An 18,487-nucleotide genomic window follows, 5' to 3' on the forward strand; every position below is an offset into this window, starting at 1 on the left:
TTATAGGGCATCTTTAGCGTTTTCTGAGGTTGTGGTTGGGAGAAGATTCCCTGAACGATCGATTATTTCAACCTCCGAATTAGGCGTAATCTGATCTACATAGAATGTGTACATAACAGGCTCAGAAACATTACCTACATTATCGATAGCTTTAACTTCAATTTTGTAAACTGCATTTTGTGTAAAGCGTACAGGCTCGACATATTTGGTATATTCACCGTCATTAACCTTGATATAGATTGCATCAACGCCTGAAAGTTCGTCTTTTGCAGCAAATGAAACGGTTTCGCTGGTAGAAACAATAACTCTGCCTTCTTCATCTACAACGGTATCACTGGGGAAAACCATATATTCTTCATCTTTATTGATAAGGCGGTTGGAATTTGCAATACTTACAACGGGAGCTGTCTTATCAATTGTAACTGCAAGCATCTTAATGGGGGCAAGGTTGCCTACATTGTCTATTGCAGTGTAATAAAGGTTTACAGGTCCCTCTCCATCTAAAGAAACATAAGTTTGCTCCGACTCTTTTCCGTTTCCGGACATTTTAAGAGAGTTAAGATCCGTTCCAATATAACCGGCAGCTGTACCTGATCCGCCTAAAATATCAGCAGCAGAAACATACCACTTTGTATTTGATGAACAATAAAGGATAGCTCCATCGTTATAAAGAGGCTCTGTTGTCTTAATCATGGTATCGGGTGCGGTATTGTCAACGATTACAGAAAAAGTTTTGGGTAATTCCAAATTACCGCTATTATCAAAACCCCTATATGAGATATCGTATTTTCCTTCTTCAAGAAGCTGGAAGGGATTCTTATATCTCATAAAGTTTCCTCCATTCAATGCAAATTCTACAAAGTCAAGACCTGTTTCCTTATCCATTGAACGAAGTTTAAAAAAGACATCGCTGTTTACATAGCTTGTTTCACCATTTGAGTAATGTATGGCAGGGCGCACATAATCGGTTCCTACAATGGAAGGAGCCTGTGCCCAGACTGAAATACATAAAAGTGAACATACGGTTGCAATAAAAATTTTTTTAATCATTAGTTTACCTCCAAAATGATTTTTAATTTCATAATGTCTATTCGACACTGCGAATTTCTACTCTTCTGTTCTTGAAGCGGTCAGTAATTTCTGAATGGGATCCGGCCGGTTCACGAGCGCCTTTTCCCTCAACAACTATGCTGTTCGCATCAAACAATTTCATTTTTTGAAAATAGTTTGCAACAGCTATAGCCCGCTGTAATGCAATACGATCTTCATCCTTTTGCGTGTCCAGTTTTGCACTGTGGCCTGAAATAACGATTTTCTTAACATTTTTAGCTTTAAGATCTTCAGCTATTTTTTTTAAGCTTTGTGCAGTGAACTGATCGATTTGATAAGATTGCGGTGCAAAATATACTGTATAGTAATCTTTTGAATCCGTTTTCTTGACCGGTTCTTCCTTTACTACTTCTTGTTCTTGAGTTTTTTCAGGTTCAGCCGGCTTTTCTTCTTTCTGCTTTGGAGCAGACTTACATGAAAACATAAAAAGAACAGACAAGAGTAAAAGTAATACTCTTATTTTTTTCAAAGAAACCTCCTTAAATAATATTCTTACTATATATTATCCGGTTTTTTCCTTTAATAGTCAAGATAATTTTGAAGTTTTCTCTAATTTCCTTATAAATCACTGTTCTTTTGCTTCCGCAACAAATGTCGTATATTGTGATAAAAATTAAAGAGAAACAGTACCTATCGGGCCGTTTCGCTGTTTTGCTAAAATAAGCTCTGTCGGAATGGGTTTTGCAGCATCTCCGCTTGTATCTTCCCTTTCACGATGCAAAAACATAACAACATCTGCGTCCTGCTCTAAAGAACCTGACTCCCTTATATCGGCAAGTCCGGGTTTTTTACCTTCCGCATCTCTGGTCAACTGAGAAAGGGCTACCACCGGAATATTCAGCTCTCTTGCCAGGCTCTTTAGGGAGCGGGAAATTTCTGCAATCTGTTCATGCCGCGGTATAGAAGCATTTTCTCCTGTAATAAGCGTAATATAGTCTATGAAGATAATCTTTACATTATATGGAGGGCTGCAAAGCTGGCGGGCGATTGCTCTTAAGTCCAATAGCTTCATATTAGGCATATCTACAAGATAAAAAGGGGCCTCATAAAGGGCTCCGCAAGTTTCAGAAACCTTGCTAAAATCCCTCGCAGTTAAATTTGCAGATCTTATCCTATTTGAATTTATCTTAGACCTTGAAGCAATCAATCTTTGAACAAGCTGCATATCCGACATTTCAAGAGAAAAAAAGGCTGTCGGAATTTTTTCATCTATAGCGATATGAGCTGCTATAGTCATTGCAAGGGCTGTTTTTCCTACAGAGGGTCGCGCTCCTATGATAATAAACTCGGAATTTTGAAAGCCGTAGGTCATATTGTCTAAATTAGCAAAGCCTGAGGGGACACCCGTATATTCTCCCTTGCGTTCATGCATTTTCTCTAAAACTTCCAGTGTCGGCATTATAACTTCTGCAAGAGACTTAAAGGTCGCCGAATTTCCGGCTTCTGTAAGGTCAAAGATGCTTTTTTGAGCTTCTTCTAAGACAGTCCTGCTTGATATACTGTCATCAAACACATCTGCAGAAATTTTATTGGAAACTTTTAACAAATTTCTTCTTATAGCGGCTTCCAACACGATTTTTGCATAAAATTCGTAGTTTGCAGAGCTTGGAACCTCATCCGTAAGCGATGCTATATAGCTTGCCCCTCCGACTGAATCCAATTCATTTGCCGAGCGAAGATAGTCTGTCAATATTAAAATATCTGCCTTTTGGGACTGGGTATCTAATTCTGCAATAGCCTTATATATTTTTTGGTGCTGAGGAGAATAAAAAGCTGACGCATCTAAGATCGGTCTTATAAAGGTAAAGACATCAGGATCTATTAAAATAGCTCCTAAAACAGCCTTTTCTGCTTCCATATTGTGAGGCGGAAGCTTGTTTTTTAAATTTTTTACACTATCCATTAAAAGCCCTCTCAAGCGAGGGCATTTTAACAGATAGTAAGATTAAAATCTAGCCTAAAGAAAACTTAAATTTTAAAAAGTTTAATATCGACGCTTTTATTTTCTTTAATTTCTATTTTTAGCTTGTTAAATCCCCCGGGCCTTCCGCCCTTATGGTTGCCGTATCCTACAGGTTCCTTAGGCATGCCTAAAAAGTTTCTATCCAGTTTATCGTTTTCGTTAAGGTCTTGATAAACAAAAAAAACATATTCTCCCTGAGGAAGTTTTTCCGTTATTGTCATATCCTTACCGTCTACCTGAACGCTGATCGTCTTCAAAGGCTCCTTTTTCTTAAAAGATTGTGCATCTTGGTAAATACTCAAAAACAGCTTTCCTTCGATAGTTTCGATGTTGGTAATATTAAGAGTAACCTCGAATTCCGGCTTTGTTTCTTCCGAATACAGGCTTGTAAAAACCGCAAAAAGAATTGTAAAAATAAAAATAAATTTTTTCATCAGATTTCTCCCGTACTTTTCTATTCGGCATTAGCAATATAAATCTTTACCATGATTTTGGATTAGGGAAGTTTAAGTCTTATTTTTTTTTGTAAACATATATGGAAATAAAAGCAGCCTTTTTTGTGATGCGGTTACCCTGAATGTTCCGTAACGCATAGTTGACGGTGCAGCCCTTATTTTGTATAATCATACTCTATGAAAGTATTATATTTAGGCGAGGAAACTTTGAGGGAAGTGTCTAAACCTGTTGAAAAAATAGATGAAAATATCAAAAGCCTAATTGACGAAATGTTTGTTACCGTAAAAAAAGAAAACGGTATAGGCTTGGCGGCTCCGCAAGTAGGGGAAAACATAAGGCTTTTTATCGTATTTATAAACGAACAAAAATATGTTTTTATAAACCCTGAAATTATTGAAACCTCTCAGGAAATGTGTTTAATGGAAGAGGGCTGTTTGAGCATACCTAAGGTCTATGATGAAGTTATGAGACCTTCAGCCGTAAAGGTACAGTTTTTAAACATTGACGGCAAAATAAAAACCATAGAGGCCTCAGGGCTTCTTGCAAGAGTTATTCAGCATGAAAATGACCACTTAAACGGAATTCTTTTTATCGACCGTTTAAGTGAAGAAAAAAAGGCCGAGGCTATCGAAAGGTTTGAGCATAAAAAGGCTCTTTTTTCAAAGAAGAGGATCCGCCTGAGATGAGAATTCTTTTTGCGGGAACCCCCTCCTGTGCCGTACCGGCCTTAAACCTGATAGCTCGCGAATTTGACCTTTGCGGGGTCTTGACTAATCCTCCGGCTCCTGCAGGGCGGAACAAAAAGATGCAGGATTCCGATGCAGCTCTTGCAGTAAAGGAGCTTATAAAGGAAGGGGTTCTGCCGGAAGATTTTCCTGTTTTGACGCCTCAAAAACTTGATGATAATTTTAGAAAAGAACTTGAGGCCTTAAAACCCGATCTTTTGGTTTGTTTTGCCTACGGCAAAATTTTCGGGCCTAAGACTATGGGGCTTTTCCCTTTGGGCGGAATAAATATTCATCCCTCTCTTTTACCAAGGTGGAGGGGCTGTGCTCCGGTGCCTGCGGCCATATTGGCAGGCGATAAGCTTACCGGAATTACGATTCAGACCCTTGCTCAAAAAACGGATTCGGGAAATATTTTGGGGCAGCTTGAAATTCCTTTAAATAATTCCGAAACAACGGAAAGCCTTTTAGCCGATTGTGCCGATAAGTGTTGCCCGCTTTTGCGTGAAGTCCTTTCTGATTTTGAAAATAAATTAAAGCAGGCAAGACCTCAGGAAGAGGCAAGTGCTCTTTATTGCTCCATGCTAAAAAAAGAAGACGGGCTTATAGATTGGTCAAAACCGGCTGAAGAAATAGAAAGAAAGATAAGGGCTTTTACCCCATGGCCTGGCTGCTTTACCTTTAAAAATAACGAAAAAATAAACATAATTGAAGCTGATTTATATGAAGATTCTTCAAATGAAATGACAAAAAATAAAAAATTTGGTACAATACTGGGTACCGATAAAAAATGCGGTATTTTAATTCAAACAGGGAATGGAATACTCGCTGTTTCGGTATTGCAAAAACAAGCTAAAAAAAAGCTTGGATGGAAAGATTTTTTAAACGGCTCTCCTAATTTTTTGGAAGGCTGTTTTGAAACATAAATTTTAAAATATGGATGGTATAATAAATGGGACTTGATAATATTTCAGACAGTATAGAGGGTAACGGAAAACTAATAGTTATTACCTCTTTGGTAATGCTTTTGTTTTTTGTTCTTATTTCTACAATAGTGTTTTTTATGTCGGTAAAAACAGCCGATCAAGTTTTGGTTCCTAATATTGAAGGTGAAAAATTTGAAGATGCCGTTCTTAAACTTCAGGTCAAAGAACTCTATCCCCGTCTTCAATTAAGATTTTCAGATAATCCCGAAGATGCAGGAAAAGTTTTAGAGCAAAGTCCTCCTGCAGGAACTATTGTTAAAGCCGGTAAACGAATAAATATCGTGGTAAGCAGCGGAGCCGTTCTTGACAGGGTAGAAAATTATGTGGGTAAAACCTTATCGGAGGTACAACAGCATTTTGCTTCTCTTTTTACTGCAGGACGAAAACAGCTGATTTCCATAAAAGAACCGGTTATGTATAAAGCAAGTTCAATTCCTGCCGGTACGATTTTAGAGCAAAATCCTTCTCCCGATACTCAGATTTCGGAAGAAATTTTAATAGAATTCATAGTGAGCAAGGGACCTGAAAACGAAAAAGTGTCCGTTCCCAATATGGAAGACTTTAAGCTTAACGATATTTATTCTGCAATAGCTCAAAACAAGCTTTCTTTTAAAATAAAAGCCGAGGTTAACTCTTCTATAGATAGCCCTGTTGTTATAAGTCAAAGTGAACCGGCTGATTCCTCTGTAGATGCTTACTCTCAAGTTGAATTAGGTATGCAATTCCCCGAATCTACCGAAAAAGTAATCTATGGTGTTTATTCGCCTATTCTACCCAAATATCCTTATCCTGTAAAAGTTGTCGTAGATGCCGTATATCCTGACGGAAAAAGAACTGAACTTATAAGTTTTAACCATCAGGGAGGAAAATGCGATATTCCTTACGGACTTCCCCAAGGAACGGTTCTTGTTCTTACCGTATTAGACAAACAGGTTCAAATGTTTGAAGTAAAACAATAGGTTTTGTAACTAGGATAGAACTCATATTGTTTAGAGTTTGTGTTTTATAAAATAAATTATGGAGATATAGAATGAATAGAAAATTTTTAATTATTTTAAGTGCAGTTATGTTTTTAGTTTTTTGGGGTTCATGTAAAACAGTGCCCAAAAATGATCCTAATTTTTTAGGCGACTTTTCTCCTGTAGAGTTGGGAACTCTTATTGGAGGTTCCGTTAAAAGAATTAAGGAAGAGATAAAACCTACCGAATTTAAATTTACTTTTTTCCCCCGTACAAATATTGTATCGATTCAGCATAAATTTATGATTGATAAGGTTGAAATATTTTTGGATCAAACAGATAGAGAAATATTGATTAAGGCAATGGAAACTTATATATCTTCTTATAATGATAAAAATTTGAGTGCTGCTAACGCAAAAAAACAAGCTTTTTTCGGGAAGACAAAGATATTTATGTCTTGGGGCCTTTTTGTCGGAGGTGCACATGAGGCTGAACCGACATTAAGGGCAGAATATCAATTACTATCGGAAAATAAACCTTATTTTATATTAGGTAATGCAACAACAAAGGCTATAGGGGAAAAGGATGATGCAAGCTGTCCGGCTTTAAGATTGGCATTTTCTCCTGCTCAGTGCGAAAATTTTATAGAGCTTTTAAAACAAGATAATCTTGTTAAAATTGTAGAAGATATGCAAAAAGATTTTGACCGTTTTGAGCCCTCAAATAAAACTGAAAGCGGACGCAAAGAAAATACGGAAAAAGATAAGGTAAACTATGACGGTTTTTAACATAAAATAAACCGCAAAGGTTAAGAAGAGCACAAAGATTTTTTTAGGATGTTTTTTAATCAATTATTCTTTGCGCTCTTGCGGGGTAATTTTATAATATAATTATTATAAAGACTTGCTATATATCTTCTATATTTCCATCTTGGTATACGATAAAAACCCTTGGAGTATTTTTTGTAAAGAAACCATTTTCTACTACACCGGTAATCTTGTTTAAACTTTCTTCCAAGGCCTTGGGATCTACATCGGCGGTTTCAGGCCATCTTATATCAATGATAAAGTTTCCGTTGTCGGTAACAACAGGCCCCATTTTTTTTATGCCTTCACGCAGAACTACTTCGATGCCTTGAGCTTCAAGGGTTTTTGAAATGCTTAAGAGTGCTTCAGGTATAATTTCTATCGGAAGGGCAAAGCCTTTTCCCATAGATTTAACTTTTTTTCTTTCATCGGCAATGACGACAAATTCTTTTGAGTTATATGCTATTATTTTTTCTCTGAGGAGGGCGGCGCCTCCTCCCTTGATTAGGTTTTTATCGGGATCGATTTCGTCTGCTCCGTCTATGGCAAGATCTAAGCTTCCGCCGATTTTCTGGGAGCTTAAAGAATAAATAGGAACACCTAGTTTTTCACACTCAATAGAGGTTTGAAAACTTGTAGGTACGGCATATACTTTTTTTAACTTACCTGACGACAATAATTGGGCGAGATGGTGTACAGCCGGCATTGCCGTCGAGCCTGTGCCGAGTCCTATCTTCATTCCGTCAAAAATTTTCCCTTCGGAAAAAAGAGTGTCGATTGCATGATAGGCAATCTTTTTTTTAAGTTCTGACATGTCCATTATAAATACTCCTTTCCTGCAAAAGCTTTAAACTGATGATAGGCTTGATATTCCAGCATCTTATAGCCGTTACAAACTTGACATCCTGCAGCTCTTGCTCTTTTTAATAGCTTAGTGGTTTCAGGTCTATAGATTAAGTCAAATACTTTCTCTTTTCCTGTAAATGTATAAAAATTAAGAGGGTCGATATCTATGTTAGGCTCCATGCCTGCATTTGTTGTTTGAATTATAAGTTCCGAAAAAGCATGAAGCTGTTTTATATTTATAGGATCCAATAGAGCCCACTTAAATTTATATTTTTCGGCTATGTTTTTAGCTTTTTCGGCCGTACGGTTAAAGATACAGGCTTTTCCATGGAGAGAGCTTATTACTTCTGCAACAGCTCTAGCTGCTCCTCCGGCTCCGATAATTGCAACCTTATAAGAGTGTAAATCTTTTTCATTTAAAAATTCCATTAAAGATTGTTGAAAACCTTCAACATCGGTATTATAGCCGAACCATTTTTTGTTTTCGTTTATCAGAGTATTTACGGCTCCGATAAATTTAGAGGCTTCGGATAAGGAATTTATTTGAGGTATAATCTCACTTTTAAAAGGGGCCGTAACCGAAAGACCTTTTATATTGAGAAGATTTGCAAAATCCAAGGCCTCTTTTGATGAGACTGCCGATATGGGAATATAAACCGAATTAATACCTTTTCTTTTAAAACCTTTATTGTGAATTGCAGGACTTAAACTTGTGTTTACATCATTGCCTATAATTCCATAGATATTTGTCTGGTTATTAATTTTTGAAAAGCCATATAAGTTTTCTAAAGTTTCAGGATCTATGAGTTCTTTTTCAAGTTTATTTTTCTTTATATATTCCGGAGTAAATGTATAAACAATTTGGGAATTTAATTGCTTTGATAAAATACGGGAGCTTAAACCGTAGGTGCCCATAACCGATAAGATATACAGTTCATTTTTTATCCGTTTTGAAGCTTTAAAAAGTTCTGAAACATCGTTTATGGAATTTGCAATAAAGGCCAATTTAGGAATGTCGGTTTCAAAACGGATTAGGCCTTCTATGGTTTTTACAATATTTTTTACCGGAAGCTTACTGTGAAGGCTTCTTATTATTTTAATATCAAAGGTTCTTGCCGCTTCTTCGATTCCCGATGACTCAAAGTCGCTTTCCAAATCGATATAAGCAAAATTTTTTATCGGGTCGGAGCTTGCATAGGCCAGGCCTCGTGCAAAGATTGTCATCCTTGCACCTTCTCCCCCCGTAAAGTTTCCGCCGTCAGATTTTCTCCTGACGGTTAAGATACATGGGATTCCGGCCCGTTCAGGGAAATTTCTTAAATAGAGAATCTCGCTTTGATTAAGATAATCTACGCGAAGCTCTGCAAGATCTATAAATTTCTTATACTTTTCCAGTGCGGAAAGATTTTTTTCTATTGTTTTTTCGGTTAAAACAAGACAGACCTTTGTAGACATAATCAGCTTTTTTTTCGGTCTTGGGTTACATAACTTCCTTCAAAGCCCTTAATTTCTTTTATTTTTTTAAGCCAATATTCGGCCTCGGTTTTGTTTTTAAATGGACCGACTCTGACTCGGTGGGTAAGACCCGTTGCTGTTTCTTTGGTAAAGATTTCCGCCTTCATGTGTTTTGAGGTGAGGGTATCTCTTGCTGCCTCTGCATTTAAGCGGCTTGTCAAAGAAGCTGTTTGAACCCAGTACAGTGTGGAAACCGTTTTTTGAGCAGGGCTTGTTTTTACAGCAGGTTTTTCCGTTTTTTGAGGAGCCTTATTTTCAGTTTTAGGTTTTTGAACCGTATTTGAGCTTACACCTTTTACTGAAGCTACGCCCGTATTTTGATTAGCAGTTTTTGCAGGAGGAGGAGTTTGTGTTTCGGTATCGGACGTTCTTTTCTCGCTTTCTTGGTTTGTGTTTAAATTTGCAGCAAGATTTTCCGGTAAACTTGCCGTTTTTTCATCTTTTTGAGTATTCGTTAAATCGCTTACATTTATTGAGGTTTCTGTCGTTCCGGTTTGGCCCTCACCGTTTACAACGGTTATATTGTTTGCAATATTTACAAGGGTAGGGGACTCGGATTCAAGCGGAGGAATTGAGTCTGGATTTCGTGTCCATTGAAGAGGATCAACGCTTGTATCCGTTTTGTCTGCTTCTATTTTGCCTAAATCGGATATTTGTGCCGCAGTCATGGTGCTTTTATTACGGAATGGAGCATATAGATATAAACCTACACCGAATATAATTAAAGCAAACAACGAAATAAAAAATACTATCCATAAAATTTTTTTCTGTTCCATAAATCAACCTCAAAAACCTCTTTTTTGAACTTCCTGCAATAGCTTTTTTTTTAAACCTGCAGAAGACCAAAAGTTCTTTACTACTATTGTATCGGCATTTAAAAAAAAGTATTGAGAAAAGAATTTCTTTTGTTTTGAAAATCTTAACCGAATATTTTTTAAAGGCAGCCTGTCCCTTTTTTTTGCCCTTATGAGCCTTAAAATAAAAGGAGCATCTATGTACAATATAAAGAGACATTTTTTTATAAGGCTAGTCTTGTGAAGGGTAGGGGCGTTTAAAAGAATGGGGCGCTCAGGTTTTTCGGTAAATGCCATTTTAATTTCTTCCCATATTTTTTCTTCGATTATCGGGAGAATAAAGGCTTCATGTTTTTTTAAAAGTCCTTCATCCGAAAAGACCAAGAGGGCAAAGGCTTTTTTGTCGATGCCCTTTTTATTTTTTAAATTTATGCCTCGTTTTTCGGCCTCGGCTTGAAAGAGATTTAAAATTTCTTTTTCATGCTCTATAAAAACTTTTCTTGAAACTACATCGGCATCAATACAATAAAACCCGTAGTCTTGTAAAATAGCACTTGCCGTGTTTTTACCCGAACAAGAAGGCCCTGAAAGCCCTATTAAAATCGGTTCTAAGGGCGCATCGAGGCTTTGCCGGCTTTGCCTGCTGTTTAAAACACTATCCATTAGTGGAACTCTCCCCAGCTCATTCCCGATTCTATACTTACCCTTAAGGGTACCGAAAGTTTTATTACGCCTTCCATTTTTTCTTTTACGATGGACATGACTTTTTCCTTTTCAGATTCGGCGGCCTCTATTATAAGCTCATCATGAACCTGCAAAAGGATGGAGGCATCAAGTTTTTGTTTTTTTAAGGCCTTATCGGCTTCGAGCATTGCAAGTTTTACTATATCGGCGGCTGTGCCCTGAATCGGGGTGTTTACTGCAATGCGTTCGGCTCCGGCCTTTTCTACCTTGTTTTTGCTGTTTATAGCCGGAAGATAACGTCTTCTTCCCATTATGGTTTCTACATAGCCTCTTTGTTCGGCTTCTTGACACACATTTGCCATAAAGCCGGATACACCGGAATAGGTGGCAAAATAAGCCTTTATAAACTCATCAGCTCTTTTGCGGGGAATTCTTAAAGAAGAAGCGAGGCGGAAGGCACTCATTCCGTACATTACGCCGAAGTTTATGGTCTTTGCTATGCGTCTCATATCCTGACTTACATCATTTATGTCTACGGCAAAGATTAGGCTTGCAGTCTTGGCGTGAACATCTATTCCCTTATTAAAGGCTTCTACTAGGTTTTGATCTTTTGAAAGATGGGCAAGGATTACAAGCTCAATCTGCGAATAATCTGCAGAAATAAGAACCCGCCCCTTTTCCGCTTGAAAGGCTTCCCTTATCTTCCGCCCCTCGTTTCCGCGTATGGGGATATTTTGCAAATTGGGGTCTCGGCTTGAAAGGCGGCCTGTAGCTGTTCCGGTTTGAATAAAACTTGTATGGATTCTTCCGTTTTTGTCCGTCATCTTGGGAAGGGTATCGGTATATGTGGATTTTAACTTTGCAAGAGCCCTGTAATCCAAGATTTTTGCAGGTACGGGATCCTCCGAAGCAAGGTTTTCAAGAACCGAAGTATCCGTAGAATAACCCGTCTTAGTTTTTTTGCCGGGGGGCAGTTTTCTTTCTTCAAATAAGACTTCTTGAAGTTGTTTAGGCGAGGCTATATTAAACTCATGGCCTACGAGGCGGTAAATATCCTTTTCGCAATCTTCAAGTTCTTTTCCCAATTCTTTTGAGTAGGCAGTAAGTTCTTCGCCCTTTAAAAAGATGCCCTTTATTTCCATCTCGGTTAAAAGTTTTGTGATAGGCATTTCGAGGTCAAAAAAAAGTTTTTCCAGATTATTCTTTTTTAAGAGGGGTAAGAATTTTTTATAAAAGCGGAATGTTATGTCGGCATCTTCTGCAGCATAAGGACAGGCTTCTTTTAAGGGAATATCCGAAAAGTTTTGTCCCGTCTTTACAAGGTCTTTAAACCTTATGGTTTTTACGCCTAAAATACTTTCTGCAAGTTTATCCATTCCGTAAGAAGAGCGGGCAGGGTCTAAAAGCCATGCGGCTATCATTGTATCAAAAAGACTTGCCGAAATGCTGCTTGCAAGTTTTGATGAAAGGGCTGCTTGAATGTCGAATTTGCCGTTATGCATTATGAGAGTCATCTTCGAGTCAAAGAGCTTTGTTACGGCCCTTTGGGCATCCTTAAAGGCTATGAGTTTTGGAGCTTCCTCTCCAAGTTCGGGACATGGTGCCTTTAAGGGGAAATAATAGGCCTCTCCTTCTTTTAGGGCAAGGGAGAATCCGCAGACTTCCGCATTTAGGGGATCTTCACTTGTGGTTTCACAGTCATAGGCTGCAAGCCCCTGTTTTAAGGCTTCGTCTACTATTTTAAAAAGTTCTTCCGCTTCGTCTACAAGTTTGTAATCGCCCTTGTTTTGAGGAAGGGAGATTTCTTCTCCTGTTCCTAATTCTTGAGGGAGCATTTCGGGAGAAGTTTGTTCAGAATTTTCAAAAAGGCCTGTCTCTTGTTTTAAGTTTTCTTTTGAAGATGGAGTATTTTTTTCATGTTTAGACAGAGCTTTTTCGGCAATTATTTTTTCGGAATATAGCTTTGCAATATTGGGAAGCTCTTCGCTTATAAAAAGACGGGCGGCCGCCTCATAATCCATTTGCGAAGTAGAGTAGGCGTTTAAGTCTTTTTCGACTGGAACATCGAAGCGGAGCCTTATAAGCTCTTTAGAAAAATAAGCCGATTCCTTTCCTTCTTCTATTTTTGTTTTTAAAGCCCCTTTTAAGTTTCCTGTATTTGCGTAGATGCCGTCGAGGGTTTTGTACTCTTCAAGGAGTTTTACGGCTGTTTTCGGGCCGACCCCCTTTATGCCGGGAACATTGTCGGCACTGTCGCCTATAAGGGAAAGAAGGTCTAACATTCCGGCGGGATAAACGCCCCATTCTTCTTTTACGTTTTCGGCATCGAAGCCCTCCCAAGCCTTAATCTTCCCCGGTTTAAGCATTGTCGTGGTTTTTGAAACAAGCTGCATTAAATCCTTATCGCCCGAAATAATCACACATTCCCTGCCTTCCTTTTCTGCAAGGGCGGCTATTGAAGCTATTACATCATCGGCCTCAAAGCCGTTACAGCGGACTGCAGGCAGTTTAAATGTTTTTAAAATTTCTTCTATTTTGTCGATTTGCGCATGTAGGTCATCGGGCGTTTTATCCCTTGTAGCCTTGTATTCTTTGTACATCTCGTGTCTAAAAGTGGGTGTAAGGGAATCGAGGGCAGTAACAAAGAGTTTAGGATTATATTCTGTAAATATGGAATGAAGGCTTTTAAAAAAGCCGAAGATAGCCGAAACATTTTCGCCCTTAGAGTTTGTAAGAGGTCTTGAAATAAAGGCAAAATAAGAGCGGTAAATAAGCCCATAGGCATCCAAAACATAGATTGTATCTTTCATAAAATGACCTCCGTTCGGGAAAGGATTATACTAAAAAAAAGCTCCTAAAGCAAGAGAATGGACAAGATATCCAGGATTGTGTAAGTAATTTAGAATTTGTAATCCTATTGACTTTTTTGTTTATTTTTGATAAAGTTTTTTTTGATCAAAATCAACTTGCCAACTTAGCTCACCCGGCAGAGCAGCACCCTCGTAACGTGCAGGTACTCGGTTCAAGTCCGAGAGTTGGCTTTTTTTATTTCTAAATAGTTTTTTCTTTTCATTAACAATCAGCTAAATCATTGAAAATTTTAATGAAACCGCAAGTAGCGCGGAGAGTGCAAAGGGAAGTAGGAAGTTTTTAAAAGATTTGATGCATTGTGATTGCAAAAAATATTAAGACTTGACAAAAGTAAACATTAATGCTAACATTTATATGTGAAAAGAGAAATAAAATTTTATAAAACAAAGGATGGAAAATGTCCTGTAAAAGAATTTATAGATACTCAGCCTGGAAAGATTGCTCAAAAAATAACATGGGTTTTAAGATGAATTGAAACACAAGAAAAGGTGCCTAGAACTTATTTTAAGAATTTGAGTGGTACAAAAATATATGAATGCAGAATAGAATTTGGAGGAAATATATATAGAATTTTAGGCCAGTTTTATCAAGGTTATTTTCTTTTATTGAAAAATGGATTTCAGAAAAAAACACAAAAAACACCTAAAAATGAAATAGAATTGTGTAATAAAAGAATGGCAGATCAGATTGAAAGAGGGGTAAAGTATGAGTGATTTAGAAGAATATATTGCAGAAAGGAAAAAAAGAGATGTCGAATTTGCTGAAGACTTTGAAATAGGATATGAGCGGTTTAAAATAGGTGCTATTATCAAAGAGATGAGACTTGAACAGGGAATGACACAGGAACAGTTGGCAGAAAAATTGGAAACAAAAAAAAGTGTTATTTCTAGGATGGAGAATCATGCTGAAGATGTTCGACTCTCAACATTAGAGAAAATAGCAAATGTGTTTGGAAGACAGCTGAAAATTTCAATGTTATAGAGATACAATTTTCTCCCCTTGCTTTTATTAAAATCATCGTGTATACTTTGGAAAACAAACATTATCATGCTTAAAATTTTAAGCTGTTTTTTAAGGGGTTAGTATGTATGATTTAATCGTTTTGGGCGGAGGCCCGGGCGGCTATGTTGCGGCCATAAAAGCTGGAAGGGCAGGGCTAAAAACCGCTCTTATCGAAAAAAACAGGCTTGGAGGAACTTGTTTGAACAAGGGCTGTATTCCGACAAAATACCTTCTTCACACAGCCGAAGTTTTCGGAAGCTTTGCCGAAAACGATCTCGGTCTTTCAGGTGAAAACTTAAAATACGACATCAAGGCCATCTACGAGAAAAAAAATGCTGTTGTGGATAAACTTGTAGGCGGTATCGAAAAACTCATCGAAAACGCCGGCGTTGATTTTTATAACGGGGAAGGCAAAATCACTTCAAAATCTTCTGTAAGTGTAAATGGAAAAGAGCTTGAATTTAAAAACCTCATCATCGCAACAGGTTCTTCTGTTTTTGCTCCTCCGATAGCCGGAATAGAAACTGCTATGACATCTGACGATATTTTAGGAAAAGAGCCTGTCGATTTTAAGAGCGTTATCATCATAGGCGGCGGCGTTATAGGCATTGAGTTTGCCACAGTCTATGCAAATTTAGGTAAGGAAGTAACCATCGTCGAACTAGAAAAAACAATTCTTCCTCCCTTTGACAGGGATATTGCAATGCAGCAGGCCCTTGTTCTAAAAAAGAGAGGAGTAAAAATAATAAACGGAGCCATGGTAACCAAAATCGAAAAAACGGGCTGTACATTTACCCTTAAAGAAAAAGAAGAAAGCATTACAGCCGATGCCGTAATCGTTTGTATCGGACGCATTGCCGAAATAAAGGATATCGGTCTTGATTCTGCCGGAATCGAATACGATAAACGGGGCATAATTACCGATGCCTGCATGAAGACTAATGTCGAAGGTATTTACGCCATTGGGGATGCAGTAAAGGGGAACGTAATGCTTGCCCACAATGCCGAAAATCAGGGGCATCTGGTTGTCGAAAACCTTGTAAACAATACTAAACACGAAAAACAAGATGTTATTCCTTCCTGTGTATATTCCACACCGGAGATTGCAGGAGTCGGTCTTTCCGAAAAAGAAGCTGAAGCCAAGGGAATTACCGTAAAAATCGGAAAAGTTCCAATGGGTTCAAACGGAAAATCGGTGCTTTCAGGCTTGGATGTAGGCTTTATTAAGGTTCTGTTTAATGAAGAAGACAGGATTGTAGGCTGTCAGATGATGTGCGATTCGGCTACCGATATGATAGGTGCCATAGGAACTCTTGTAACAAACAAGGCTAAGAGGGAAAATATCTTAAAATCCATGTATCCTCATCCTACGGTAGTAGAAGCCTTTTATGAGGCTGTAGAAGATGTCGAAAAGTCGGCTACCCACATGATCTATAAAAAATAATTATAAGAGAGCCTTTCAAAACTTCAGTTTTGTAAAGGCTTTCCATGATAGCTTTGCGATGTTTTTCATAAGTCATTGATAAGTAAAGACTTATGAAAAACTCGTCAGGTAATTATAAAAATCAAACAAGATTTTTATAATTACCTGACGGCAAGGCTTATTTTAGCTTTGCCGTTTTTGATTTTATAATTAAAGCAATATTTTTTTATCTATTTGCTATTGCTTTTCTTTTATATCTGGTGTACAATATGAGTAATTAGGAGGCCGTTTTGAAAGAACAAAAAAGCAGTTTTAAAATGTTTTTTACAATAGGATTGCTGCTCTTAATTTTTATCGGAGCCTTTGTTGTTATAAAAACTGCAGATGCGTCTGTAGAAGGCGGATTATTAAAAGTTAAAGGAATTTATGGTGTCAGCATACCGATTTCCGAAATCAGAGAGGTCAAAAAACTCGAAACTCTGCCTTCTTTAGGAGTAAGAAGGGTAAACGGCATAGGTCTTGGACCGATTAAAATAGGCTATTTTAGATATAATGAATTAGGCTCTGTGAAACTATGTATACTAAAAAATGAAGCTCCCTATATATTGGTTATAACCGATGAGCAAAAAATTCTTATAGGCTTAGGCAAAGGAAAAAATGAAGAGCTTTATAATAAGCTAAAAGACAATTTGTAATTAATAATTTGTAATCAAAACATTACACATTATCCATTACAAATTAAAATAAATTTAGGAGGATGAGATGAAAAGAACACCCTATTATGAAACCTTGCTCGCTAAAGGCGGCAAGTTTGTTGAGTTCGGCGGATATGAAATGCCCATTCAGTTTGCCGGTATCTTAAAAGAGCATCTTGCAGTTCGCAATAATGTAGGACTTTTCGATGTTTCACATATGGGAGAGTTTTATATTGAAGGCGACAATGCCGAAGCTGCCGTAAATGCCCTTATTACAAACGACATTCGCGGAATGGCTGACGGAGATGTACGCTATACCCTTATGTGTAACGAAAAGGGCGGAATCGTAGATGACTTCCTTGTTTACCGCTATAATCAAAAGAAATTCCTTTTGGTTGTAAATGCCGGAAACCATGACAAGGACTATGACTGGGTAAAAAAGCATTTGGATAAGAGCGTTACCTTTACAGACCGATCTTCTGAAATTGCCCAGCTGGCAATTCAAGGCCCCAATGCTCCTGCTGTGGTAAAAAAGTTTATTGATCCTTCTGCAATGCCCTCCGCTTACTACACCTTTAAGACCTTCCAATGCCCCAAGGGCGAAGTAATCGTTTCTCAGACAGGTTATACCGGTGAAGACGGTTACGAAATCTACTGCCCCAAAGAATGGGCTCTTGAGCTTTTCAATCAAGTTATGAAAGCAGGAGAAGAATTCGGAATAGAGCTTTGCGGTTTAGGCTGCCGAGACACCTTGCGTCTTGAAGCCGGAATGCCATTGTACGGCCATGAAATGACCGAAGAAACCTTGGCAACCGAAGTAACCTTAAAGCCCTTTATCAAACTTGAAAAAGAAGACTTTATCGGTAAAAAAGCTCTCGAAACCAACGAAGCCAAAAAAATCCGAAAAGGCTTTAAGATGATTGACAGAGGTATTGCCCGAGATCATGACAAGGTTTTCTTAGGCGACAAGGAAATCGGTTATGTTACCACCGGAACTTCTTCGCCCTCATTAAAGGTCGGTATCGGACATATGAGAATCGACCGAGGTATTAAAGATGAAGAAGTCTTTATCGAAGTACGCGGTAAAAAGCTCAAGGCTAAAATCATGCCTACAAGTTTCTTAAAAGAAATTAAGGGCTAATTAAAAAGGTTTTATAAGTTTTTGGTAAAAACTTAAAAATAAAATATAGGAGTTAGATATGGAAATTAAAGAAGATGTAAAATACTTGGAATCACACGAATGGTTCAAGAAAGAAGGAAACATCGGTATTATCGGTATCAGCGATTATGCTCAAAGCGAAATGGGAGATGTCGTATTCATCGAGCTTCCTGAAGTAGGAGATGAGGTAACAGCCGATAAGGCCTGTGCTACAGTAGAATCCGTAAAGGCCGTTTTCGAAATCATCAGCCCCATGACAGGAAAGGTTGTTGAAATAAACGAAGAGCTTTTAGATGCTCCCGAAAAAATCAATGAAGATGCCTTCGGTTCTTGGTTCTTTAAGGTAGAACTTAAGGGAGAATCTTCAAAATTAATGGATGCAGGTAAATACAAAGGTCTCTGCAAATAATTAAAAATAAGTGAGATAAACAGTTCGGCACACTTGGTGACTTGCTGTTTATCTGCCGGCTTTATGGTATGCAGTTTTGCAAAA

General features: G+C 37.9%; 19 protein-coding genes and 1 tRNA gene. 11 read left to right on the forward strand and 9 right to left on the reverse strand.

Features of this window, described 5'->3' with window-relative positions; genetic code table 11:
* The 4 genes from E4N78_RS07210 to E4N78_RS07225 form a co-directional block, all read right to left on the reverse strand.
* On the reverse strand, positions 1-1,050 hold the full coding sequence (locus E4N78_RS07210; protein WP_255809900.1) for an OmpL47-type beta-barrel domain-containing protein: 1,050 nt from the start codon (positions 1,048-1,050) through the stop codon (positions 1-3).
* 37 nt (positions 1,051-1,087) lie between these two features.
* Complete coding sequence (locus E4N78_RS07215; protein WP_255809901.1) at positions 1,088-1,579, reverse strand: OmpA family protein; 492 nt, start codon at positions 1,577-1,579, stop codon at positions 1,088-1,090.
* Positions 1,580-1,723: 144 nt separating this feature from the next.
* A complete protein-coding gene (gene dnaB / locus E4N78_RS07220; protein WP_255809902.1) occupies positions 1,724-3,013 on the reverse strand; it encodes a replicative DNA helicase in 1,290 nt (429 codons plus the stop codon).
* Positions 3,014-3,078: 65 nt separating this feature from the next.
* Positions 3,079-3,507, reverse strand: a complete 429-nt coding sequence (locus E4N78_RS07225; RefSeq protein ID WP_255809903.1) for a DUF2141 domain-containing protein — start codon at positions 3,505-3,507, stop codon at positions 3,079-3,081.
* Between the two features lie 198 nt (positions 3,508-3,705).
* On the opposite strand from E4N78_RS07225, the gene def reads away from it, so the two are divergent.
* The 4 genes from def (at position 3,706) to E4N78_RS07245 (ending at position 6,987) form a co-directional block, all read left to right on the forward strand.
* A complete protein-coding gene (def, locus tag E4N78_RS07230) occupies positions 3,706-4,215 on the forward strand; it encodes a peptide deformylase (protein WP_255809904.1) in 510 nt (169 codons plus the stop codon).
* Positions 4,212-5,180: a methionyl-tRNA formyltransferase gene (gene fmt / locus E4N78_RS07235; protein ID WP_255809905.1), complete on the forward strand. Its 969-nt coding sequence runs from the start codon at positions 4,212-4,214 to the stop codon at positions 5,178-5,180. The genes def and fmt overlap by 4 nt, the downstream gene beginning before the upstream one ends.
* 26 nt (positions 5,181-5,206) lie before the next feature.
* Positions 5,207-6,199, forward strand: coding sequence for a PASTA domain-containing protein (locus tag E4N78_RS07240; protein ID WP_255809906.1), 993 nt, complete (start codon positions 5,207-5,209; stop codon positions 6,197-6,199).
* A gap of 71 nt (positions 6,200-6,270) precedes the next feature.
* Positions 6,271-6,987, forward strand: a complete 717-nt coding sequence (locus tag E4N78_RS07245) for a hypothetical protein (protein ID WP_255809907.1) — start codon at positions 6,271-6,273, stop codon at positions 6,985-6,987.
* Between the two features lie 118 nt (positions 6,988-7,105).
* Here the strand turns inward: E4N78_RS07245 and rpiA are convergent, their stop codons facing one another.
* The 5 genes from rpiA to polA are packed head-to-tail and all read right to left on the reverse strand — an operon-like array spanning position 7,106 to position 13,654.
* Positions 7,106-7,825 carry a ribose-5-phosphate isomerase RpiA gene (gene rpiA / locus E4N78_RS07250; RefSeq protein ID WP_255809908.1) on the reverse strand — a complete coding sequence of 240 codons (720 nt, stop codon included), beginning with the start codon at positions 7,823-7,825 and terminating at the stop codon, positions 7,106-7,108.
* Positions 7,825-9,306, reverse strand: coding sequence for a type I 3-dehydroquinate dehydratase (locus tag E4N78_RS07255; protein ID WP_255809909.1), 1,482 nt, complete (start codon positions 9,304-9,306; stop codon positions 7,825-7,827). The genes rpiA and E4N78_RS07255 overlap by 1 nt, the downstream gene beginning before the upstream one ends.
* A gap of 2 nt (positions 9,307-9,308) precedes the next feature.
* Positions 9,309-10,142, reverse strand: coding sequence for an SPOR domain-containing protein (locus E4N78_RS07260; protein ID WP_255809910.1), 834 nt, complete (start codon positions 10,140-10,142; stop codon positions 9,309-9,311).
* 9 nt (positions 10,143-10,151) lie between these two features.
* Complete coding sequence (coaE, locus tag E4N78_RS07265; protein ID WP_255809911.1) at positions 10,152-10,823, reverse strand: dephospho-CoA kinase; 672 nt, start codon at positions 10,821-10,823, stop codon at positions 10,152-10,154.
* Positions 10,823-13,654 carry a DNA polymerase I gene (gene polA / locus E4N78_RS07270; protein WP_255809912.1) on the reverse strand — a complete coding sequence of 944 codons (2,832 nt, stop codon included), beginning with the start codon at positions 13,652-13,654 and terminating at the stop codon, positions 10,823-10,825. The genes coaE and polA overlap by 1 nt, the downstream gene beginning before the upstream one ends.
* Positions 13,655-13,812: 158 nt before the next feature.
* On the opposite strand from polA, the gene E4N78_RS07275 reads away from it, so the two are divergent.
* From E4N78_RS07275 to gcvH, 7 genes are all read left to right on the forward strand, one after another.
* Positions 13,813-13,885: transfer RNA gene (locus E4N78_RS07275), tRNA-Thr, on the forward strand.
* A 318-nt stretch (positions 13,886-14,203) separates the two neighbouring features.
* Positions 14,204-14,428 carry a type II toxin-antitoxin system RelE/ParE family toxin gene (locus tag E4N78_RS07280; RefSeq protein WP_255809913.1) on the forward strand — a complete coding sequence of 75 codons (225 nt, stop codon included), beginning with the start codon at positions 14,204-14,206 and terminating at the stop codon, positions 14,426-14,428.
* Entirely contained in the window at positions 14,421-14,696 is a 276-nt protein-coding gene (locus tag E4N78_RS07285) for a helix-turn-helix domain-containing protein (RefSeq protein WP_253684379.1), read from the forward strand. Before E4N78_RS07280 ends, E4N78_RS07285 begins: the two co-directional genes overlap by 8 nt.
* A gap of 103 nt (positions 14,697-14,799) precedes the next feature.
* Positions 14,800-16,161, forward strand: coding sequence for a dihydrolipoyl dehydrogenase (gene lpdA, locus E4N78_RS07290; protein ID WP_010699493.1), 1,362 nt, complete (start codon positions 14,800-14,802; stop codon positions 16,159-16,161).
* Positions 16,162-16,430: 269 nt separating this feature from the next.
* Entirely contained in the window at positions 16,431-16,835 is a 405-nt protein-coding gene (locus tag E4N78_RS07295; RefSeq protein WP_255809914.1) for a PH domain-containing protein, read from the forward strand.
* Positions 16,836-16,902: 67 nt separating this feature from the next.
* The gene (gcvT, locus tag E4N78_RS07300) at positions 16,903-17,976 is read left to right on the forward strand and encodes a glycine cleavage system aminomethyltransferase GcvT (RefSeq protein ID WP_255809915.1); all 1,074 of its coding nucleotides are present in this window, start codon (positions 16,903-16,905) and stop codon (positions 17,974-17,976) included.
* A 58-nt stretch (positions 17,977-18,034) separates the two neighbouring features.
* Positions 18,035-18,403: a glycine cleavage system protein GcvH gene (gene gcvH / locus E4N78_RS07305; RefSeq protein WP_002669223.1), complete on the forward strand. Its 369-nt coding sequence runs from the start codon at positions 18,035-18,037 to the stop codon at positions 18,401-18,403.
* Positions 18,404-18,487 lie beyond the last annotated feature (84 nt).

This window comes from Treponema denticola (assembly GCF_024400535.1).
Classification (GTDB): Bacteria; Spirochaetota; Spirochaetia; order Treponematales; family Treponemataceae; genus Treponema_B; species Treponema_B denticola_C.

Bases quoted from the DNA above. Each gene is read 5' to 3' on its own strand.
- E4N78_RS07210 (WP_255809900.1), bottom strand. From the start codon at position 1,050: ATGATTAAAAAAATTTTTATTGCAACCGTATGTTCACTTTTATGTATT.
- dnaB (WP_255809902.1), bottom strand. From the start codon at position 3,013: ATGGATAGTGTAAAAAATTTAAAAAACAAGCTTCCGCCTCACAATATG.
- E4N78_RS07225 (WP_255809903.1), bottom strand. From the start codon at position 3,507: ATGAAAAAATTTATTTTTATTTTTACAATTCTTTTTGCGGTTTTTACA.
- def (WP_255809904.1), top strand. From the start codon at position 3,706: ATGAAAGTATTATATTTAGGCGAGGAAACTTTGAGGGAAGTGTCTAAA.
- fmt (WP_255809905.1), top strand. From the start codon at position 4,212: ATGAGAATTCTTTTTGCGGGAACCCCCTCCTGTGCCGTACCGGCCTTA.
- E4N78_RS07240 (WP_255809906.1), top strand. From the start codon at position 5,207: ATGGGACTTGATAATATTTCAGACAGTATAGAGGGTAACGGAAAACTA.
- E4N78_RS07245 (WP_255809907.1), top strand. From the start codon at position 6,271: ATGAATAGAAAATTTTTAATTATTTTAAGTGCAGTTATGTTTTTAGTT.
- rpiA (WP_255809908.1), bottom strand. From the start codon at position 7,825: ATGGACATGTCAGAACTTAAAAAAAAGATTGCCTATCATGCAATCGAC.
- E4N78_RS07255 (WP_255809909.1), bottom strand. From the start codon at position 9,306: ATGTCTACAAAGGTCTGTCTTGTTTTAACCGAAAAAACAATAGAAAAA.
- E4N78_RS07260 (WP_255809910.1), bottom strand. From the start codon at position 10,142: ATGGAACAGAAAAAAATTTTATGGATAGTATTTTTTATTTCGTTGTTT.
- coaE (WP_255809911.1), bottom strand. From the start codon at position 10,823: ATGGATAGTGTTTTAAACAGCAGGCAAAGCCGGCAAAGCCTCGATGCG.
- polA (WP_255809912.1), bottom strand. From the start codon at position 13,654: ATGAAAGATACAATCTATGTTTTGGATGCCTATGGGCTTATTTACCGC.
- E4N78_RS07285 (WP_253684379.1), top strand. From the start codon at position 14,421: ATGAGTGATTTAGAAGAATATATTGCAGAAAGGAAAAAAAGAGATGTC.
- lpdA (WP_010699493.1), top strand. From the start codon at position 14,800: ATGTATGATTTAATCGTTTTGGGCGGAGGCCCGGGCGGCTATGTTGCG.
- gcvT (WP_255809915.1), top strand. From the start codon at position 16,903: ATGAAAAGAACACCCTATTATGAAACCTTGCTCGCTAAAGGCGGCAAG.
- gcvH (WP_002669223.1), top strand. From the start codon at position 18,035: ATGGAAATTAAAGAAGATGTAAAATACTTGGAATCACACGAATGGTTC.